Origin of the sequence: Lacrimispora sp., from assembly GCF_036758025.1 — a bacterium.
GTDB lineage: Bacteria > Bacillota > Clostridia > Lachnospirales > Lachnospiraceae > Lacrimispora.
This window is the reverse complement of record NZ_DAIOXM010000012.1, coordinates 73,424-89,736: the sequence shown is the minus strand read 5'-3', so window position 1 is coordinate 89,736 and position 16,313 is coordinate 73,424. Positions and strand designations below refer to the sequence as shown.

14 protein-coding genes are annotated in these 16,313 nt (G+C 44.2%); 9 read left to right on the top strand and 5 right to left on the bottom strand.

What is annotated here, in order from left to right; genetic code table 11:
* Window positions 1-6 precede the first annotated feature (6 nt).
* Both V7M78_RS11810 and V7M78_RS11805 read left to right on the top strand, forming a co-directional pair.
* Window positions 7-591, top strand: a complete 585-nt coding sequence (locus V7M78_RS11810) for a CDP-alcohol phosphatidyltransferase family protein (protein ID WP_333649819.1) — start codon at window positions 7-9, stop codon at window positions 589-591.
* Between the two features lie 93 nt (window positions 592-684).
* Window positions 685-1,131 carry a VOC family protein gene (locus V7M78_RS11805; protein ID WP_333649716.1) on the top strand — a complete coding sequence of 149 codons (447 nt, stop codon included), beginning with the start codon at window positions 685-687 and terminating at the stop codon, window positions 1,129-1,131.
* A 64-nt stretch (window positions 1,132-1,195) separates the two neighbouring features.
* Here the strand turns inward: V7M78_RS11805 and V7M78_RS11800 are convergent, their stop codons facing one another.
* Window positions 1,196-2,839: a sensor domain-containing diguanylate cyclase gene (locus tag V7M78_RS11800; RefSeq protein ID WP_333649714.1), complete on the bottom strand. Its 1,644-nt coding sequence runs from the start codon at window positions 2,837-2,839 to the stop codon at window positions 1,196-1,198.
* Window positions 2,840-3,028: 189 nt separating this feature from the next.
* A complete protein-coding gene (locus V7M78_RS11795) occupies window positions 3,029-4,246 on the bottom strand; it encodes a 6-phosphofructokinase (protein WP_333649712.1) in 1,218 nt (405 codons plus the stop codon).
* 361 nt (window positions 4,247-4,607) lie between these two features.
* Here V7M78_RS11795 and mscL point away from each other — a divergent pair, with 361 nt between their 5' ends.
* Window positions 4,608-5,081 carry a large conductance mechanosensitive channel protein MscL gene (gene mscL, locus V7M78_RS11790; protein ID WP_333649710.1) on the top strand — a complete coding sequence of 158 codons (474 nt, stop codon included), beginning with the start codon at window positions 4,608-4,610 and terminating at the stop codon, window positions 5,079-5,081.
* 61 nt (window positions 5,082-5,142) lie between these two features.
* On the opposite strand, the gene V7M78_RS11785 is transcribed toward mscL, so the two are convergent.
* Window positions 5,143-6,819 (bottom strand): S8 family peptidase, encoded by a 1,677-nt coding sequence (locus tag V7M78_RS11785; RefSeq protein WP_333649708.1) that lies wholly within the window; start codon window positions 6,817-6,819, stop codon window positions 5,143-5,145.
* Window positions 6,820-6,983: 164 nt separating this feature from the next.
* Here V7M78_RS11785 and V7M78_RS11780 point away from each other — a divergent pair, with 164 nt between their 5' ends.
* The 5 genes from V7M78_RS11780 to hslO all read left to right on the top strand — a co-directional run bounded on the left by V7M78_RS11780 (window position 6,984) and on the right by hslO (window position 14,078).
* Complete coding sequence (locus V7M78_RS11780) at window positions 6,984-8,660, top strand: S8 family peptidase (RefSeq protein WP_333649706.1); 1,677 nt, start codon at window positions 6,984-6,986, stop codon at window positions 8,658-8,660.
* Between the two features lie 414 nt (window positions 8,661-9,074).
* Complete coding sequence (gene mgtA / locus V7M78_RS11775; RefSeq protein WP_442914649.1) at window positions 9,075-11,747, top strand: magnesium-translocating P-type ATPase; 2,673 nt, start codon at window positions 9,075-9,077, stop codon at window positions 11,745-11,747.
* A gap of 102 nt (window positions 11,748-11,849) precedes the next feature.
* Window positions 11,850-12,359: an SEC-C metal-binding domain-containing protein gene (locus V7M78_RS11770; RefSeq protein ID WP_333649702.1), complete on the top strand. Its 510-nt coding sequence runs from the start codon at window positions 11,850-11,852 to the stop codon at window positions 12,357-12,359.
* Between the two features lie 77 nt (window positions 12,360-12,436).
* Window positions 12,437-13,192, top strand: a complete 756-nt coding sequence (locus V7M78_RS11765; protein WP_333649700.1) for a class I SAM-dependent DNA methyltransferase — start codon at window positions 12,437-12,439, stop codon at window positions 13,190-13,192.
* Window positions 13,193-13,196: 4 nt separating this feature from the next.
* Window positions 13,197-14,078, top strand: a complete 882-nt coding sequence (hslO, locus tag V7M78_RS11760) for an Hsp33 family molecular chaperone HslO (RefSeq protein WP_333649698.1) — start codon at window positions 13,197-13,199, stop codon at window positions 14,076-14,078.
* Between the two features lie 118 nt (window positions 14,079-14,196).
* Here the strand turns inward: hslO and V7M78_RS11755 are convergent, their stop codons facing one another.
* Window positions 14,197-14,394, bottom strand: coding sequence for a cold-shock protein (locus V7M78_RS11755; RefSeq protein WP_333649696.1), 198 nt, complete (start codon window positions 14,392-14,394; stop codon window positions 14,197-14,199).
* A 223-nt stretch (window positions 14,395-14,617) separates the two neighbouring features.
* On the opposite strand from V7M78_RS11755, the gene V7M78_RS11750 reads away from it, so the two are divergent.
* Window positions 14,618-15,163 (top strand): DUF5662 family protein, encoded by a 546-nt coding sequence (locus V7M78_RS11750; protein ID WP_333649694.1) that lies wholly within the window; start codon window positions 14,618-14,620, stop codon window positions 15,161-15,163.
* A gap of 22 nt (window positions 15,164-15,185) precedes the next feature.
* Here V7M78_RS11750 and V7M78_RS11745 read toward each other — a convergent pair whose 3' ends face one another.
* A complete protein-coding gene (locus tag V7M78_RS11745; RefSeq protein WP_333649692.1) occupies window positions 15,186-16,280 on the bottom strand; it encodes a ribonuclease H-like domain-containing protein in 1,095 nt (364 codons plus the stop codon).
* Window positions 16,281-16,313: the final 33 nt, after the last annotated feature.

Genomic DNA, 16,313 nt, shown 5'->3' with positions numbered 1-16,313 from the left:
CCCCCAATTTACCGCCTGACACAATCCAACGAAAGGAGAAGTTTAATTATAAAACATATACCCAACAGTCTTTCTTTAATCCGGCTATTGATTTCTATTGTTTTAACACTCCTGTTTCAGTACCCGGTTTTATTTATAACAGGATATTTTTTGTGCGGTATTAGTGATGTGGCGGATGGATATTTAGCTCGCCGATATAAGCTGGAGACAAGGCTGGGAGAGCGTCTGGACAGTTTGGGAGATGCCGCTTTCTCCGGAGCAGTCTTATATTTGTTGATTGTTTATACCGATATAATTAAAACACATTGGGCAATCATCGGAATAGCCCTTGTCACTATTTTAAGGGTGATTAATTTCATAATCACAAGGGCAAAATTTAAAACATGGGCAGCAATGCATACATGGGGAAATAAAGCCACGGGAATTCTTTTGTATTTATACGCTCCGATTGTGCTTATCTTCAACACAATTTTATTAATCCCAGGACTTGTGCTTTGTTTTATTGCTGCTACTTCTTCTATAGAAGAAATGGCTATTCTCCTGACCTCTAAGCAATATGACGCTAATTGTAAGAGTATTTTTATAAGGTGAATCCAAGAGAATTCAATTGATTATCGAAAGCAAAAGATATGGTTAAATGAACTATACAGATATGGAAAAACGTAGAAAAGGAGTGAAGTAAATATGAATAACAAATTAACATTAAACATGGTTGTAGCGGACGCCATGGAAGCAATGGAATTTTACGAAAAAGTTTTTGATGCCAAGCGGGGCGATGTATTTCACTTCCCGGATAAAAAAGGTGAAAACGAGGCCAATATCACAGTCGGAAATGTTGAATTACGCCTGATTGATGAAAATGCATCTTATAGCTGCTATCCGCCCAAGAAAGGTGAAGTAGATTCCATATGGCTTCAGATCATTGTGGCTGATACGGATGCCGTACTGAAAAAGGCTGTAGAAAACGGTGCAGTGGTTGGACAGGAGCCATCTGAGTTTATGGGCACAAGATATGCAGAGATTACAGACCCATTTGGCTACACATGGACAATCAATCAAATCATCCGGGAAATCTCTTATGAAGAACGTTACCAATTTTATGTAGAGAACCAGGAGAGTAAAGAAGAATAAGCTTTTACAAAAAGGCAGCATGTCGGATTATCATTCATAATCCCGATATGCTGCCTTCCAATAATCATTGATTGGGCATAGACATTCCTGATTCATAGACCGCGTACTGGTTCCTCCCCTGGGATTTGGCATGGTAAAGAGCAATATCAGCCTTTTCATACAACTCCTCAAAGGTAGTTCCATCCTCCGGATATGCGGCTGTTCCCAGGCTGCCGGAAATAAATGCTTCCGGTTCTAAGGAACTGGAGATTAAGCTGCAGAACTTTTCCAGCCTGGAATACAGATCCATGCAATAAGAAACGTCTTTTAAAAGGATGATAAATTCATCCCCTCCCATGCGCCCCAACACATCATCACGCCTTAATGCAGATTTAAGCCTTGAAGCTGCCCGGTGAAGAGCCTTATCCCCGAACATATGCCCATATTTGTCATTGAGCTGCTTAAAACGGTCAATATCCAGCATAATGAGAATGTGGTGGCCCTGGCTGTCTTTTAATATACTGTGTATTGTCCGCAAGGCTGCGGCCCTGTTTAAAAGTCCTGTCAGGGAATCCCGCTCCGACATTTCCTGCAGGCTTAAAGCCTCTTGTTTGGACTTGTCAATATCCTTGATGAATATAAAGGCCTTAATGGTATCTGTATAAGGATCTGAAACAAGCTGAATAAGGCCAAGTCCCCAGTAAACGGTTCCATCCTCCCTTAAGCGGCGGTGTTCCAGACGCAGGGACCGGCTTCCCCGGTAATAGTTGTAGAGAAGCTGATTTTTATTAAAAAATTTTAAATAAATTTCTCTGTCCTCTTCAAAAATGTGATGTTCGGCAATGTAGTTTATCATATCAGAAAAAGAACTGGAAATGCTTTCCGGTACGGTATGGGTCGTTTCCCCTATAATTTCTTCAAACAGATCAAATTTTAAATTATATTCATAACATCCGATACAGTCTTTTTTCTGCTCCTCCATGTATTCCATCCACCGTTGATAGGCCAGCTCTTTTTCATATTGGTCCGTAATATCCTGATAAGATATAATCCCCCTCAGAGGCTTTTGATCCTCCGTATATATCAGAGAATAACGGGCGGAAAACCAGCGGTATTCCCTGGAAGCAGTTTTCAGCCGCAGGATAGATTTTCCGTTTGGAATTCCCTGATCCATTTTTTTATAAAGGTCCCAGGCATCCAGGAGGCTTTCCTTATGTACCATGCCATTTTCTGCGAGAGATTCAGAAGAGAGGGGCTGGGTATAGGGAAATGGAAAGGCTCTGGAAAATTCAGGAGAAGGTGTCAGGGTTTTGGAACTGATGTCATAAATGCTTACAAGGCAGCCGGAGTGCTGGCTTGCCAGCCGGTATTGTTCCTCCCGCACCCTCAGCTGTTCCTGAAGCGTTTTCGGGTATGTGATATCAGAAAGGGAACAGTATAACAGGTCTTCCTCAGGTACAAGACTGACCTGCATGGAACACCACATATAAGGTTTCTGTTTTCTGGCCCTGAATTCCCATTCCGCCGTATCTGTCTGTCCTGACAAATAACTTCGCATTCCTTCTGAAAGCCTGGGATAATCCGCCTCCAATACCATGTCCTTCAGGAGAGCAGGAGTCTGAAACCATGTTTTAATCATTGAATTGCAGTAAAGGACAGTAAAGCTTTGGTCGGTTTTAAGCTTCAGTATGCCGCAAGGAATTCGGTCTAAAAAGTATTCTTCGTTCATTGTTTGGGCTCTCCTATAAATGCTCAAAAGAAAAAAGGTTTTATTTTAATTATATGAGACAAGTTTCCAAAAAATACATGAAAAACCAAGATAAATCGGGAAAAGGCGGATTTGTGACTAAGTTTATAATAAGAAAAGACACAGCAGTTTCCGGCTGCTGTGCCTTCTGGGAAAATAGAAATATTGGAATTACTTCCGGTATAAATATAAGGGTCTGCCGTCTTCGATTTTTCTTTGAACCTCTCCCTGGATTAATGGCAGGGCATATTCCAGAAATTCATCTGACACATCGGTTCCATTGCCGCAGATCCACTGGCTTGGAAAATGCTTTTCCTGGTTGCATACCTGATTGACGTCAACAGCCTTGCATTCCATGGAATAGGGAGAATTTCCCGTGCGCTCAAAGGCGATCATCATTCCAGTCAGGCCGTTTAAGGCGGCTTTTACACCTTCTGAACCGGCTTGTGCAGCTTCTTCAATGTCGGTTGCAGAGGCCAGCATGCCGCTGCAGCGCTGGCTTACATTGAGCTCAACAGAGCGGACCTTTACGCCGAAACGGCTGCGCACGAAGTTTTCCAGCGTTTTTGCGCTTCCTGTCAGCATCTTGTGACCAAAGGCATCCAGACGGATTTCCTCCCCATATTCACAGATAAATGTTCCGCTGCCGTCAGAAAGACCTTCGGAGACACAGATGATAAGAGAGCTGGTCTTAAGAAAAGCGGCCTCCACATCGGAAGCAAACTGCTCAAAGTCAAAGGCTGTTTCAGGAAGATAGATGAGAAGAGGGTTGTCCCCTTTAAACTTTCTGGCCAAAGCGCTGGCAGCAGTGAGCCAGCCTGCGTGGCGTCCCATCAGCTCAATAATGGTAACAGATTTCTGCTGGTAAACAGAAGCATCCAAAACAATTTCCCGGACCGTATCAGCCACGTATTTGGCGGCGCTTCCGTATCCTGGAGTGTGGTCTGTAAGGATCAGATCATTGTCAATGGTTTTGGGAATACCGATAAAGCGGATATCGCTTTCATGATGGGCCGCATACCGGGAAAGCTTGCTTACCGTATCCATGGAATCATTTCCGCCGATGTAAAAAAAGTATCCGATCTCCATAGCCCGGAATTTTTCAAACAGGGCCGGGTAGAAGGGAGAAGATAAGTCGTCAGGAAGTTTATAGCGGCAGGAGCCTAAATAGGCAGCGGGAGTTAATTTTAGGAGCTCCAGCTCTTCTTCTGTCAAATCCTTTGTCAAATCCATATAATTGCCGGACATGAAGCCTTCGATACCGTTGATCATGCCGTAAACCCGGCCGATTTCTTCCCGGGCCATCCCTTCCCTGATGACGCCGTAAAGGCTTGCGTTAATCACAGCGGTGGGTCCGCCGGACTGTCCTACGATTGCATTTTTCTTCATGTAAAATATCCTCCAAGTTTGCATATGCCATAGGCATCTTCTTTATTCTATAATAGAACATGTTTCTTTGCAACGGGCATTGTCAAAATCTTTGTACTTCACAATTTCTTCATAAGACGTACAAATATTATTTACATCTTCTCCAAACTTTTTTCATATCTTGGGTCTATAATGAATTTATAAACAAGAACAACGCCAAGACTTGTTTAATAATTAAAGACTTTTTTTCATAACTCGCCGGTGAAACCCACATTTCACCGGCTCCTCCCATTTTATGGGGATATGAGCCTTGACATTCCTGCTTTAGAACAGTAAAATATGATCATAATATTGTGAAGCTACTTTGAGAGGAGCGGTATTTATGGGAAAAACAAAAGGAATGGTAAGTGAATTCAAGGAATTTGTTTTGCGGGGAAATGTGGTGGATCTGGCTGTCGGTGTGATTATTGGTGCCGCTTTTCAGGGCATTGTCAATTCCCTGGTAAAAGATATTATTTCTCCTTTGATTGGAGCTATTACAGGAGGCGTAGATTTTTCGGGAAAATTCCTTCTTTTATATGAGGCTCCTCAAGGTGCGGATGTTTCCACCTTAGAAGCTGCCCAGGCTCTCGGTCCGGTATTCGGCTATGGTGCGTTTATTACGGCAGTGATTAATTTTTTCATTATGGCTGTGGTTATTTTTGCGATGATCAAGGCAATTAATTCCCTGCACGGCAAAAAGCAGGAAGCAGCACCGGCAGCGGCCAAGGAAAAGAATTGCCCCTATTGCTTTAAGCCGGTGGATATCAATGCCACCCGCTGCCCATACTGCACAAGCCAGTTGGACAACCAGTAAAATATGTTTTTAAATAAAGAAGGAACTGTATGCATTGCAAAACAGTTCCTTTTTAATTTTTTTATATAACCAGAAGAATCCGTTCCAGGGTATTATATAAATCCAGCCTGCCATTTCCCCATATATTGTTAGGATAGGAAAATGCATTGCTGCGCTGTGCGCCTCTTATGAGAAGGCGGCTGGCCTGCTCACCGGCCATATCCGTAAGGTGTCCCGAGGTCTGGGCCCATTGGAAGATGACGGCCACTGCGCCTGCTGCCGAAGCCGCACCGGCTCCTGTGCCGGTTAAAGTCCCATATAGTCCGCCTGGAAGGGCGCAGGGAATCTGGTAACCCGGAGCAGCAATGTTAGGTTTGACCAGATTCTTTCTGGAATAGCCTCTGCTGGATTCATCTAAGATATTTCCGGTCATCTGATTATAAGCTGTCACAGCCATGGCATGCCTGCTGTTGGCAGGGGCGGTTATTGTTGTATCCGGATTGGAACTTAAAAAGAAGGTTCTGTTTGAGATCAGATTTCCGGCGGGAAGCCAGGAGTGGAAGGAAAACGGTTCATTTTCCGTACTCTGGACCAGCAGATGCCAGATTCCCGGAAGCGGATTCCTAAATCTCAGCAAAATCAACTGATCCCCGGTGCTTCGTTCAAACAGCATATTGTTTACTATGACCTGGCTGCTGCTGTTTTGAAACTCATATTGATAGCATTTATCAAAGGAAGGATAGAAAAAGGGAGTGGTTTCCTGATCGGGGGAGGTGATTTCAATGGAAAGCCTTCCCGGAACCTGGGTCCAAATCTCCAGGGCAAACTCTCTGTCTTCCCTTCCTATATTTAACTGGAATTCATGGAGAAATGGAGAGGATAGGGTTTCATTGTAATAATGCCTTCTATTATCTGCTTCATTTCCTGCTGATATAGAAAAACCGGTTTTGGGAAACTGAACAAGAGTGTCTAAGAAAGTGCTTAATACACCCAGGCCGTCATGACTGCCCTGGCTGCTTCCAACAGCAACGCAGATGGCAATAGGCTTTTTTAACTTCTGGGCTACAGTAACTAAATACCGGATTCCAAGCACAATGTCTGACTCCTGAAAACAAAATTTATTCTCTGGAACACAGAATATTTTCTTCAGGCTGTTTTTAGCTTCCTTCAGCTTCACAACAGCCAGATCCGCTTCCGGTACAATGCTGGTAAAGGCGTGTTCCGGGTCAGGGGTGCCGGCGGCAATACTGGCAATGGCAGTTCCGTGGCCCAGAGGATCTGTAGTGGGAACAACGGAAAGAGGATCCTCCTGTCCAAGCGCTTCGTTGATGTTGGCACTGGTGTATTCGGTGCCAAAGGTAAAACCATAGGGAGGAAGACCTTCCTGTATGGTCTGATCCCATATAGAAAGAATCCTGGTGGTCTTATCCATATTTAGAAATGCAGGATGCCGGTAATCAATGCCGGTATCCACGATGCCCAGAATGATATCTTTTCCATATAAAGGCTCGGTTAATGTCGGCTGAGTGGTGCCGATGGTATTGTTGTCGCAGTCAATGGCAGCGGTGGGGACATAAATGGAAGGAAAGAGATGATATGGATAGAGTCCCAAGTCACAGGGCTGCATATTTTCCGCAGAAACATGCACCAGAGAAACACGGTCATTCAGCGGAGTGACATCACTGTTTTCGCTGAAGGAGGAGATCAGCAGATTATTGACAATCAGATCATAATAATTATTATCTAAAATTTTTTCCATGATGAAATCTCCCTGAGCACATTATTAGAACATATGATACAGTTTATGCGGTGGGTTGTGCGATATGAATGAAGAAAGCCGGGAAGTTTTCCGCGCTCATAATAAGGAATCTGGCGCATAAAATATATCATATGTGCCATTTACAGAATACGGGAGGCCTGATCATGGAAAAAATAGTGGATGATAATTACTATGATATCATTATCAGCAACGGTATGATTCCGGCTTATGATACGGGGGATAATATAACGAATATGAATTTTCGCCATTCCCTGGTTCATGTTCCCGTTTCCGATCTGAATCCCTGTGATTTAGGCATATTATATCCTTATAATGCATTTCCCTCTGTGCTGACCCTCAGCTCCACCATCAGCCTTGAAAAATCTGGAGTGGGAACAGTACAGAGAAACCCTTATCTGGCTTTATTCGGACGGGGAATCATTGTGGCAATTCTGGACACTGGAATCGATTACCAGCATCAGGCGTTCCGGTATAATGACGGAACCACCCGCATTCTTTCCATATGGGACCAGACCCAGCAAGATGGCATCCCCCCGGCAGGTTTTACCTATGGCACTGAGTACACAAGGGATGTTATCAATACGGCGTTAAGATCAGAAAATCCCCTGGCCATTGTGCCTTCTGTGGATACCAACGGACACGGAACAGCCATAGCAAGCGTAGCCGCAGGAAAGGCCAACTTAGGGGAGGCCTTCAGCGGTGTTGTTCCTGAGGCTGATTTACTGATCGTAAAACTGAAACCGGCGAAAAACAGTCTTAAAAGAGTATTCTTTGTGCCGGAGGATGCGGAATGCTATCAGGAGTCTGATTTGATTATCGGATTAAATTATGTGACTTCTTATGCCCAGAGCCTGAACCGACCCATTGCAGTCTGTGTTGCAATGGGAACAAACCAGTCCAGCCATGACGGGCGGGGGGCAACCAGCTATTTTACCAATTATCTTTCCCAGCTTCCCCATACAGGAGTCACCATTACCTCAGGAAATGAGGCTAACAAGCGCAGGCATTATTATAACAATACCACAGAAGCCCCTTTCTTTAATGACGTGGAATTTATAGTGGGAGCCAATGACACATTATTCTCCTTAGAGCTGTGGACCTTTGCCCCGGCCAGACTTACCATTGAACTAACGGCCCCTAACAGGGAATCCACCAGCGAAGTGCGTCCCACTTTGGGCGGGTGCAACGAGTTTTCTTTCGGGGAAAATGAAAGCCAGGTCTGGATTAATAATTTTCTCTTTGAAGAGGAAACAGGAGACCCCATGATCCTGATGCGCTTTCAAAATCCCATTCCGGGAACGTGGAGCATCCGGATACGAAATATTGATGAAGAACCTTTTTCTTTTCATATATGGATGCCGTCAGGGAATTTGATATCAGAAGGAACCTTTTTTTTAAGACCCAATACGGACACCACCATAACCGCTCCCGGAACCTCTATGCATCCTTTGGCCGTCACTGCCTACAATCAGTTCAATGACAGCATTTTGCCGGAGTCCGGCAGAGGTTATACGAGAACCGGTTTTGTGAAACCGGATATCGCTGCCCCGGGCTATGAGCTTACCTGTGCCGTCCCCGGAGACCGATACGGTACCATAACAGGAAGCGGATGTGCCGCCTCTCATGCAGCCGGCATTGTTGCTATGGTTTTTGAATGGGCCGTTCCCAGGGGAAATTACACCACCATTACAGGGAATGATGTGAACCGCCTGATTGTGCGGGGAGCTGTGCGCGCACCCACCAACGTCTATCCTAATAATGTATGGGGATATGGTCAGATTGAAATAAACAGCCTGTTTGAAAGGCTTGCAAATATTTAAAAATAATTTTCAAATGACATGAATAAAACATACAGTTAAGGCAATAATAGGATTATACCAAAGAGAAGTGAATACTTATCCTCCCCTTTTTAATGCCCTGTCTGTAACAGTCGTGTTGCCGGCAGGGTATTTTTTGCTCCGGCATAAAAGTTGTCTTTTGGGTAAGTATATGTTATACTTAATAAACTGGGCAAAATTGTCCAATAATAAATGAAAAGGAAGTGATACAATGGACGGCCACCCCCAAAGCCAGATAGATGGCTTTAAAACCCAATGTGGAAATACAGACCGACGTACCGGCGTTTATTGCGGGTTATTGTCCATTGTGCATTTATGCTGATGGGCTGACTTTCCTATGCATTTACCGCCGTCCGTTGGGGCGGCTTTTTTGCTGTGCTGTATTTTTGCTGGGAAATTCTAAAAAAGAAAGGAATGATTCCGGTGAATATCATGAACAGAAAAAATTTTAACAAAGAAATTCAAAGAAACAAACAAAATACCGAGGCAAAGCTCCGTTCCCTTGCCTTTATGGAGGAAAAGGAGTTGCTTGCACGGCTGTCCGTTTCCCAGGCAGGCCTCACAAGTGAAGAAGCTGAGGAACGGCAGGACAAATTTGGAAAGAATGTCATTACTATAGGAAACAAAAATACGGTGATCCATAGGTTAAGGGAAGCCACCATCAACCCCTTTAACATAATTCTGTTTCTCATAGCAGTGATCACATATTTTACGGATGTAATTGCCTCCTCAAAACCCGATTATCTCACTGTATCCATTATTTTAACACTGATATTTCTGTCCGGCCTGGTTGCATTTGTGCAAAGCGAGAGATCCAATGCTGCTGCGGAAAAGCTTTCCAGGATGATCTCCAATAAAGCGGATGTCTGGAGAGACGGGAATCTGGTGCAAATTCCAATTGATGAAGTTGTTCCCGGTGATATGATCCGCCTTTCAGCAGGCGATATGCTTCCTGCTGATGTATATTTTTTAACTACAAAAGATGCCTTTATAGCACAGGCGGCTTTAACAGGTGAATCCAATCCAGTGGAGAAATTCAGTGACATAAGGAATAATCCTGATGACGGACTGACGGATTTGAAAAACATTGGATTTATGGGTTCCAATATGGTAAGCGGAAGCGCTGCAGCCGTGGTGCTGGCAACCGGAAACGATACGTATTTCGGATCAATGGCAAAATCTCTGTCCGGTGACAGGGCAAAAACCAGTTTTGAGCGTGGTGTGGATTCAGTCAGCAAGCTTCTTATACGTATGATGTTAGTGATGGTTCCTGTAGTGTTTCTGATCAATGGGCTGGTAAAGGGAGATTGGTCAGGCGCCTTGCTTTTTTCCATCACCATTGCGGTAGGACTGACTCCGGAAATGCTGCCGGTGATTATGACTTCAACCCTGGCAAAAGGCGCGGTTTCCATGTCCCAGCACAAGGTTATTGTCCGCACTCTTGGTGCCATACAGACCTTTGGAGAAATGGATGTGCTTTGTACCGATAAAACCGGAACTCTGACTGAAGATAAAATCGTTCTGGAAAAATACATGAATCTGCACGGTGAGGATGACACCCGAATCCTGCGTCATGCTTATCTCAACAGCCACTTTCAGACAGGTTTGAAAAACCTGATTGACCTTGCGATTATGAGCCGGGCCGAACAAAATGGACTTGAGGAGATTCTTGATTTCTATACCCGCATCGATGAAATACCCTTTGATTTTTCCCGCCGCAGGATGAGCGTTGTACTATCAGATAAAAATGGAAAATATCAGCTTATTACAAAGGGCGCTGTGGAAGAGATGATTGGCATATCTTCTTTTGTGGAAATGGATGGAAAAGTTTTGCCAATGGATGAAGAAACAGTACGCAAAGCCCTTGAAGTTTACGAAAGGCACAATACTGACGGTCTGCGGATGATTGCCGTTGCACAGAAAAACGAGGTTCCCGGCAGCGGAGCGTTTAGCGTAGAGGATGAAAAGGATATGGTTCTGATTGGCTTTGTAGGCTTTCTTGATCCTCCAAAAGAGAGCGCAAAGGCAGCGGTTACCGCACTTAGGGAGCATGGGGTCAGAACGGTAGTCCTTACCGGAGACAGTGAAGGCGTAGCTGTCAAGGTGTGCAGCAAGGTAGGCGTCAATACCTCCCGCCTTCTGACAGGCCGTGATGTAGAGAAGATGGACGATGCCGCCCTGATGGATGCAGTTAAGACATGTGATTTGTTTGCAAAGCTGTCTCCATCTCAAAAGGAGAGGGTGGTGAAGACATTCCAGGCAGCAGGCCATACGGTTGGATATATGGGAGACGGCATCAACGATGCGCCTCCATTGCGTCAGGCTGATGTAGGAATTTCCGTGGATACTGCCGTGGACATTGCCAAAGAAACTGCTGATATTATTCTGCTGAAAAAGGATTTGATGGTGCTGGAAGAAGGAGTCATAGAAGGCCGCCGCACCTTTGGAAATATTATTAAGTATATTAAGATGGCAGCCAGCGGCAATTTCGGCAATATGATTTCAGTCATTATAGCCAGCATCTTCCTGCCGTTTTTACCGATGCTGCCGGTACAGCTTCTGACTCAAAACCTGTTATGTGACTTTTCCCAAATGGGTATACCATTTGACAGCGTAGACAAGGAATACTTAAAAAAACCGCGCAAATGGGAAACCGGGTCCATTAAGTCCTTCATGGCATTTTTAGGACCGGTCAGCTCTGTTTTTGATATTTTGTGCTTTGCTGTCATGTGGTGGGCTGTCGGAGCAAATAAGGCGGAGTTGTCCCCTTTGTTTCAATGCGGCTGGTTTGTATTCGGAACAGTGTCTCAGGTGCTGGTTATCCATATGATCCGTACAGCAAAGATTCCATTTCTGCAAAGCAAGCCCTCCATCCCTCTTTTGCTGTCCACCTTTATTGTAGCCGTTGCCGCTTTAGTGACCGGTTTTACGGACTTTGCTGTGGGATTTGATATGATGCGTCTGCCGGCATTATTTATTCCTTGGCTGGCAGTGATTCTGGCTGGATATCTTTTTTGCGTACAGTTTATTAAGCGGCTGTATGTGAAGCGGTATGGAGAATGGATGTGATAAATTTTAAAAGCAAAAAAACATTTTGCAAAATTTGATAAAATGTTATATACTGTAAAATGAGCGTTACCAGAAATAACAGACAAAAGGATGGTTTTTAACATGGCTATTTTAGAAAATTGGAGAAATCTGGCATACGGCGACGGGCTGGATGATAAAGCAAGAGAAGAACTTTGGACTGAATATTTTAAGGTGGAAAAGGGAATTTATGAGCATATCCTTTCCAAGCCTGCTGAAGTTGTAGAAGGAACGGTAGAAGAGCTGGCTAAGAGGTATGGTACAGATATTCAGACCATGACTGGATTTTTAGATGGAATCAATGAGAGCTTAAAGGGATATGAAAATCCCATCGAGACCATGGACGAGCAGACTGTGGTGAAAATAGAGATCGACCCGGAAAAGCTGTATTACAACATGGTGGAAGCAAAGGCAGAGTGGCTTTACAGCCTTCCTCAGTGGGATGAAATCCTGACAGAAGAGAAGAAAAAAGAACTCTACAAGAAGCAGAAATCTTCCGGAACCGTTGTAAAAGAAACAAAAATCGGAAGAAATGATCCGTGTCCCTGCGGAAGCGGCAAGAAGTATAAAAAGTGCTGCGGAAGCAACCTGTAATCAAACCGGACCTGGCAGGTATCTCTTAAGGAGCTACCTGCTTTGTTATTCCCACGGCATCAGAGAGGAGAAATAAAATGGAAGCATATACCAGCTTTGCCCAGGTGTATGATCTGTTCATGGATAACATACCCTACAAGGAGTGGTGTGAATATGTAACCGGTCTTTTGCAGGAATATGGAATAAAGGATGGACTTGTTCTGGACTTAGGATGCGGCACCGGAAGCCTGACAGAGCTTTTGGCTGAAAAGGGCTATGACATGATCGGAGTGGACAACTCCGAAGATATGCTGCAGACAGCCATGGAAAAGCGGGGAGAATCCAGCAGGGACATCCTTTATCTTATGCAGGACATGAGAGAGTTTGAATTGTACGGAACCGTAAGAGCAGTGGTGAGCATCTGCGACTGCATGAATTATATTCTGGATTATGAGGATATGGTCCAGGTATTCCGTCTGGTCAACAATTATCTGGACCCCAAGGGCATATTTATATTCGATTTGAATTCCGTTTATAAATATGAATCTGTTTTAGGAGATTCTACCATTGCCGAGGACCGGGAGGACTGCAGCTTTATCTGGGACAATTACTACGATAGAGAAACCGGAATCAATGAATACTGTCTCTCTCTGTTTATCCGCCAGGAAGAGGACTTATACCGGAAGTATACGGAAAATCATTATCAAAGGGCCTATTCCCTTGAACAGGTGAAGGCGGCCATTGAGGCAGCAGGAATGGAATTCATCACCGCTTACGATGCTTTTACCAAAGCTCCGGTAAAGGGTGACAGCGAAAGAATTTATGTGATAGCAAGAGAGCAGGGAAAGGAATGAAAATATGTCTGATTATATCATAAGAGCAACGGCAGGAGATCACCAGATCCGTGCCTTTGCAGCTACAACCAGAGATTTAGTGGAACAAGCAAGACAGGCTCACAATACAAGCCCTGTGGCAACTGCCGCATTGGGCAGGCTTCTGACAGCAGGGGCCATGATGGGAATTATGATGAAGGGAGAGGATGATCTCCTCACCATAAAGATTCAGGGAAGCGGCCCCATTGAAGGGCTTACTGTGACAGCCGATTCCAAAGGCGATGTAAAGGGATACGTTTACAATCCGTCCGTTATGCTGCCTCCAAGCCCGGCTGGAAAGCTGGATGTAGGCGGAGCTGTAGGAGAGGGAGTCTTAACGGTAATCAGTGACATTGGCTTAAAAGAGCCTTATGTAGGACAAACCATATTGGTGGGCGGTGAGATCGCTGAAGACTTAACCTATTATTACGCCACTTCAGAGCAGACTCCTTCCTCAGTGGCCTTGGGAGTGCTGATGAACAAGGACAATACGGTGAAGCAGGCAGGAGGCTTTATTCTCCAGCTTCTTCCTGGCGCATCTGATGAGATGATTGACAAGCTGGAGAAACGGCTCAGTGAGATCACCTCTATTACCTCTCTTTTAGATCAGGGAAATACGCCGGAAATGATCCTGGAGCACATTCTGGGAGATATGGGGCTGGACATGATGGAACAGGTTTCCACCCGCTTTTACTGCAACTGTGATAAGACACGGGTGGAAAAGGCTCTGATCAGCATTGGCCGGAAGGAACTTCAGGAAATGATTGAAGAAGGGGAGCCCATTGAAGTCAACTGCCATTTTTGCAGCAGGAATTATGAATTTACTGCAGAAGATTTGAAAGAGCTGTATGAGAAAGCTCAGGCTTGACTTTATTTAGAAAAGCATATCAAAAAGAGCCATCCATCCGGATGGCTCTGATCGTAATCATGTGAAACAATATAACTTCTTCCTGTATATTGAAAAAGGTACACTGATAAGTCAATGATTATAATTTGATAACGTTGGTAGCCTGAGGGCCTTTGGAACCGTCTACTACATCGAACTCTACGGCAGCGCCTTCTTCTAAGGACTTGAAACCGTCCATGCTAAGACCTGAGTAGTGAACAAATACATCGTTACCCTGTTCGTCGGAAATAAATCCGTAACCTTTTTGGTTGTTAAACCACTTAACTGTACCTTTCATTAATGATACCTCCAAAATGAATAAAAGTGAATAAAAACGCCTCAGTTACAGAAGTTCTGCAACTGCCCTAAGAATAGCATAAAAAGGGAAAGGTGTCAAATATTTTCGCCCAAAAAGAGGAAAAATATCAAAAACTTTATGGAAGAAAAAATCAGTGGCAAAACCGGTGAGAATTGTGGTAGAATGTAGAAAGATTTCTGCAAGGAAAAAGAAGGGAAAGACAATGAAATTTACAAATTTGTGGGGGCATTTTTATACCATTACCATACATAAGCTGAGAGTCATGAAAAACTGTTTTCGTGTGGGCCTTTTCAAACAGGGCCTGCTCCACGATTTGTCAAAATACAGCCGGGAGGAATTCTGGCTGGGAGTTCTTTACTATCAGGGAAACAGAAGTCCCAATGCTGCAGAGCGGGAGGAAAAAGGCTTTTCCAGAGCATGGCTTCATCACAAAGGCCGTAATAAGCATCATCATGAATATTGGATTGATTTTACCACAGACCTTTCCCAAGGGTTGTCAGGCCATAGGATTCCTTTAAATTATGTCATTGAGATGATGATGGACCGGATTGCTGCTTCCAAAACCTACAAGGGAAAGGCCTATACAGACGGCTCTCCCTGGGAATATTATGAATATACCAGTCCTTATATGGTCATCCATCCGGAGACAAAGGCGCTGCTTGAAAAACTCCTGCTCATGTTAAAGAAGGAAGGGGAGAAACGGACCTTCGCCTATATCAGACACCTTTTAAAAAAAGGGAGCTATTAAGGCGAGATCCCCTTCCCCGGCCTTACCGGCACAGGATATCAACCAGATGGCGGGTGTAAAGACGGACATTTTCCTGATTTTCAAAAAGCTGGGCCTCATACGGTATGTAGCTGATTTTATCCTTTAATTCCCTCTGAAAAGAAGGCGTCCACAAGGAAGAAAACTGAGGAATGTAACAGCCGTTCTTGCGGGTATAGCAGGTCTTGGCCGTAGCCTTTATCCTGGCCTCCCGGTCAACGTATTCCGCCACGCTTTTGTGGATGGCATGATCCTCATAGATCAGGTAATAGTAATTTTTATAATCCGGATAAAAATACTTAAGCTCCCCGTCAAAAAGGTCAATGACAGCGGTAAGAACATTTTCTTCCGCCTCTAAAAGCACCAGGGAATTGGACTTGGAAAAGCCTATGGGAATGGAAAGTCCGGTTTTGCAAGTCAGCTTAAGAAGGGGCTGAGGGCGGTCAAAAAGGTCGGTTTGGTACAACATTTCCTGTTTATCCAGTGAAAAATCCTGTTCCAGAAAGTCAGGGTAACTTAAAATGGGAAGTATGAGGGGCATTCCTTTTAAATCATCTTCATTGTGAAGAATCAAAAGATCAAATAAATACCGGTCCCGGGAAATTAAGTAATCTTTATAAACTTCAATTAACTGTCCGCCGGAGTAAAGATCCTTTCGCTCTACCTGCAAAAATTCTTCGATGGCTTTCTGTTTCATACTGGAAAGACCCAGGAGATTGCGGTAAGGGCGTATTTTTTTATAAATGTCCAGACTTTCCACTGCGGAAAAATCATAAGCCAGACAGTGGGCCCGGCACCTCTTTAAAAGATAGGGGATGTCAAAGCCGTCTCCGTTAAAATGTATGACTTTGGTAAACTGCTTTAAAAATTCAAAGAAGGTTTTCAGTACTTCTCCCTCTGAATCCAGTGTATCGGCAAACCACTGGATCAGTTTCCAATTCCCCTCCCTGTAATAGACACATCCGATCAAATAAAGAGTGGAATATTCTCCTGAAAAACCTGTAGTCTCAATATCAAAGAACAAAAGTTCTTCCCGTTTCCCAAGTCTTTCCAGGGGATATGTTTCGCAAAATGAAATGGTTTTCTCCAGAGTGATCATAAATATCTTCGTCCTTTCTCTTCTCCTTCCATA

Bases quoted from the DNA above. Each gene is read 5' to 3' on its own strand.
- V7M78_RS11805 (WP_333649716.1), top strand. From the start codon at position 685: ATGAATAACAAATTAACATTAAACATGGTTGTAGCGGACGCCATGGAA.
- V7M78_RS11800 (WP_333649714.1), bottom strand. From the start codon at position 2,839: ATGAACGAAGAATACTTTTTAGACCGAATTCCTTGCGGCATACTGAAG.
- V7M78_RS11795 (WP_333649712.1), bottom strand. From the start codon at position 4,246: ATGAAGAAAAATGCAATCGTAGGACAGTCCGGCGGACCCACCGCTGTG.
- mscL (WP_333649710.1), top strand. From the start codon at position 4,608: ATGGGAAAAACAAAAGGAATGGTAAGTGAATTCAAGGAATTTGTTTTG.
- V7M78_RS11785 (WP_333649708.1), bottom strand. From the start codon at position 6,819: ATGGAAAAAATTTTAGATAATAATTATTATGATCTGATTGTCAATAAT.
- V7M78_RS11780 (WP_333649706.1), top strand. From the start codon at position 6,984: ATGGAAAAAATAGTGGATGATAATTACTATGATATCATTATCAGCAAC.
- V7M78_RS11770 (WP_333649702.1), top strand. From the start codon at position 11,850: ATGGCTATTTTAGAAAATTGGAGAAATCTGGCATACGGCGACGGGCTG.
- V7M78_RS11765 (WP_333649700.1), top strand. From the start codon at position 12,437: ATGGAAGCATATACCAGCTTTGCCCAGGTGTATGATCTGTTCATGGAT.
- hslO (WP_333649698.1), top strand. From the start codon at position 13,197: ATGTCTGATTATATCATAAGAGCAACGGCAGGAGATCACCAGATCCGT.
- V7M78_RS11755 (WP_333649696.1), bottom strand. From the start codon at position 14,394: ATGAAAGGTACAGTTAAGTGGTTTAACAACCAAAAAGGTTACGGATTT.
- V7M78_RS11750 (WP_333649694.1), top strand. From the start codon at position 14,618: ATGAAATTTACAAATTTGTGGGGGCATTTTTATACCATTACCATACAT.
- V7M78_RS11745 (WP_333649692.1), bottom strand. From the start codon at position 16,280: ATGATCACTCTGGAGAAAACCATTTCATTTTGCGAAACATATCCCCTG.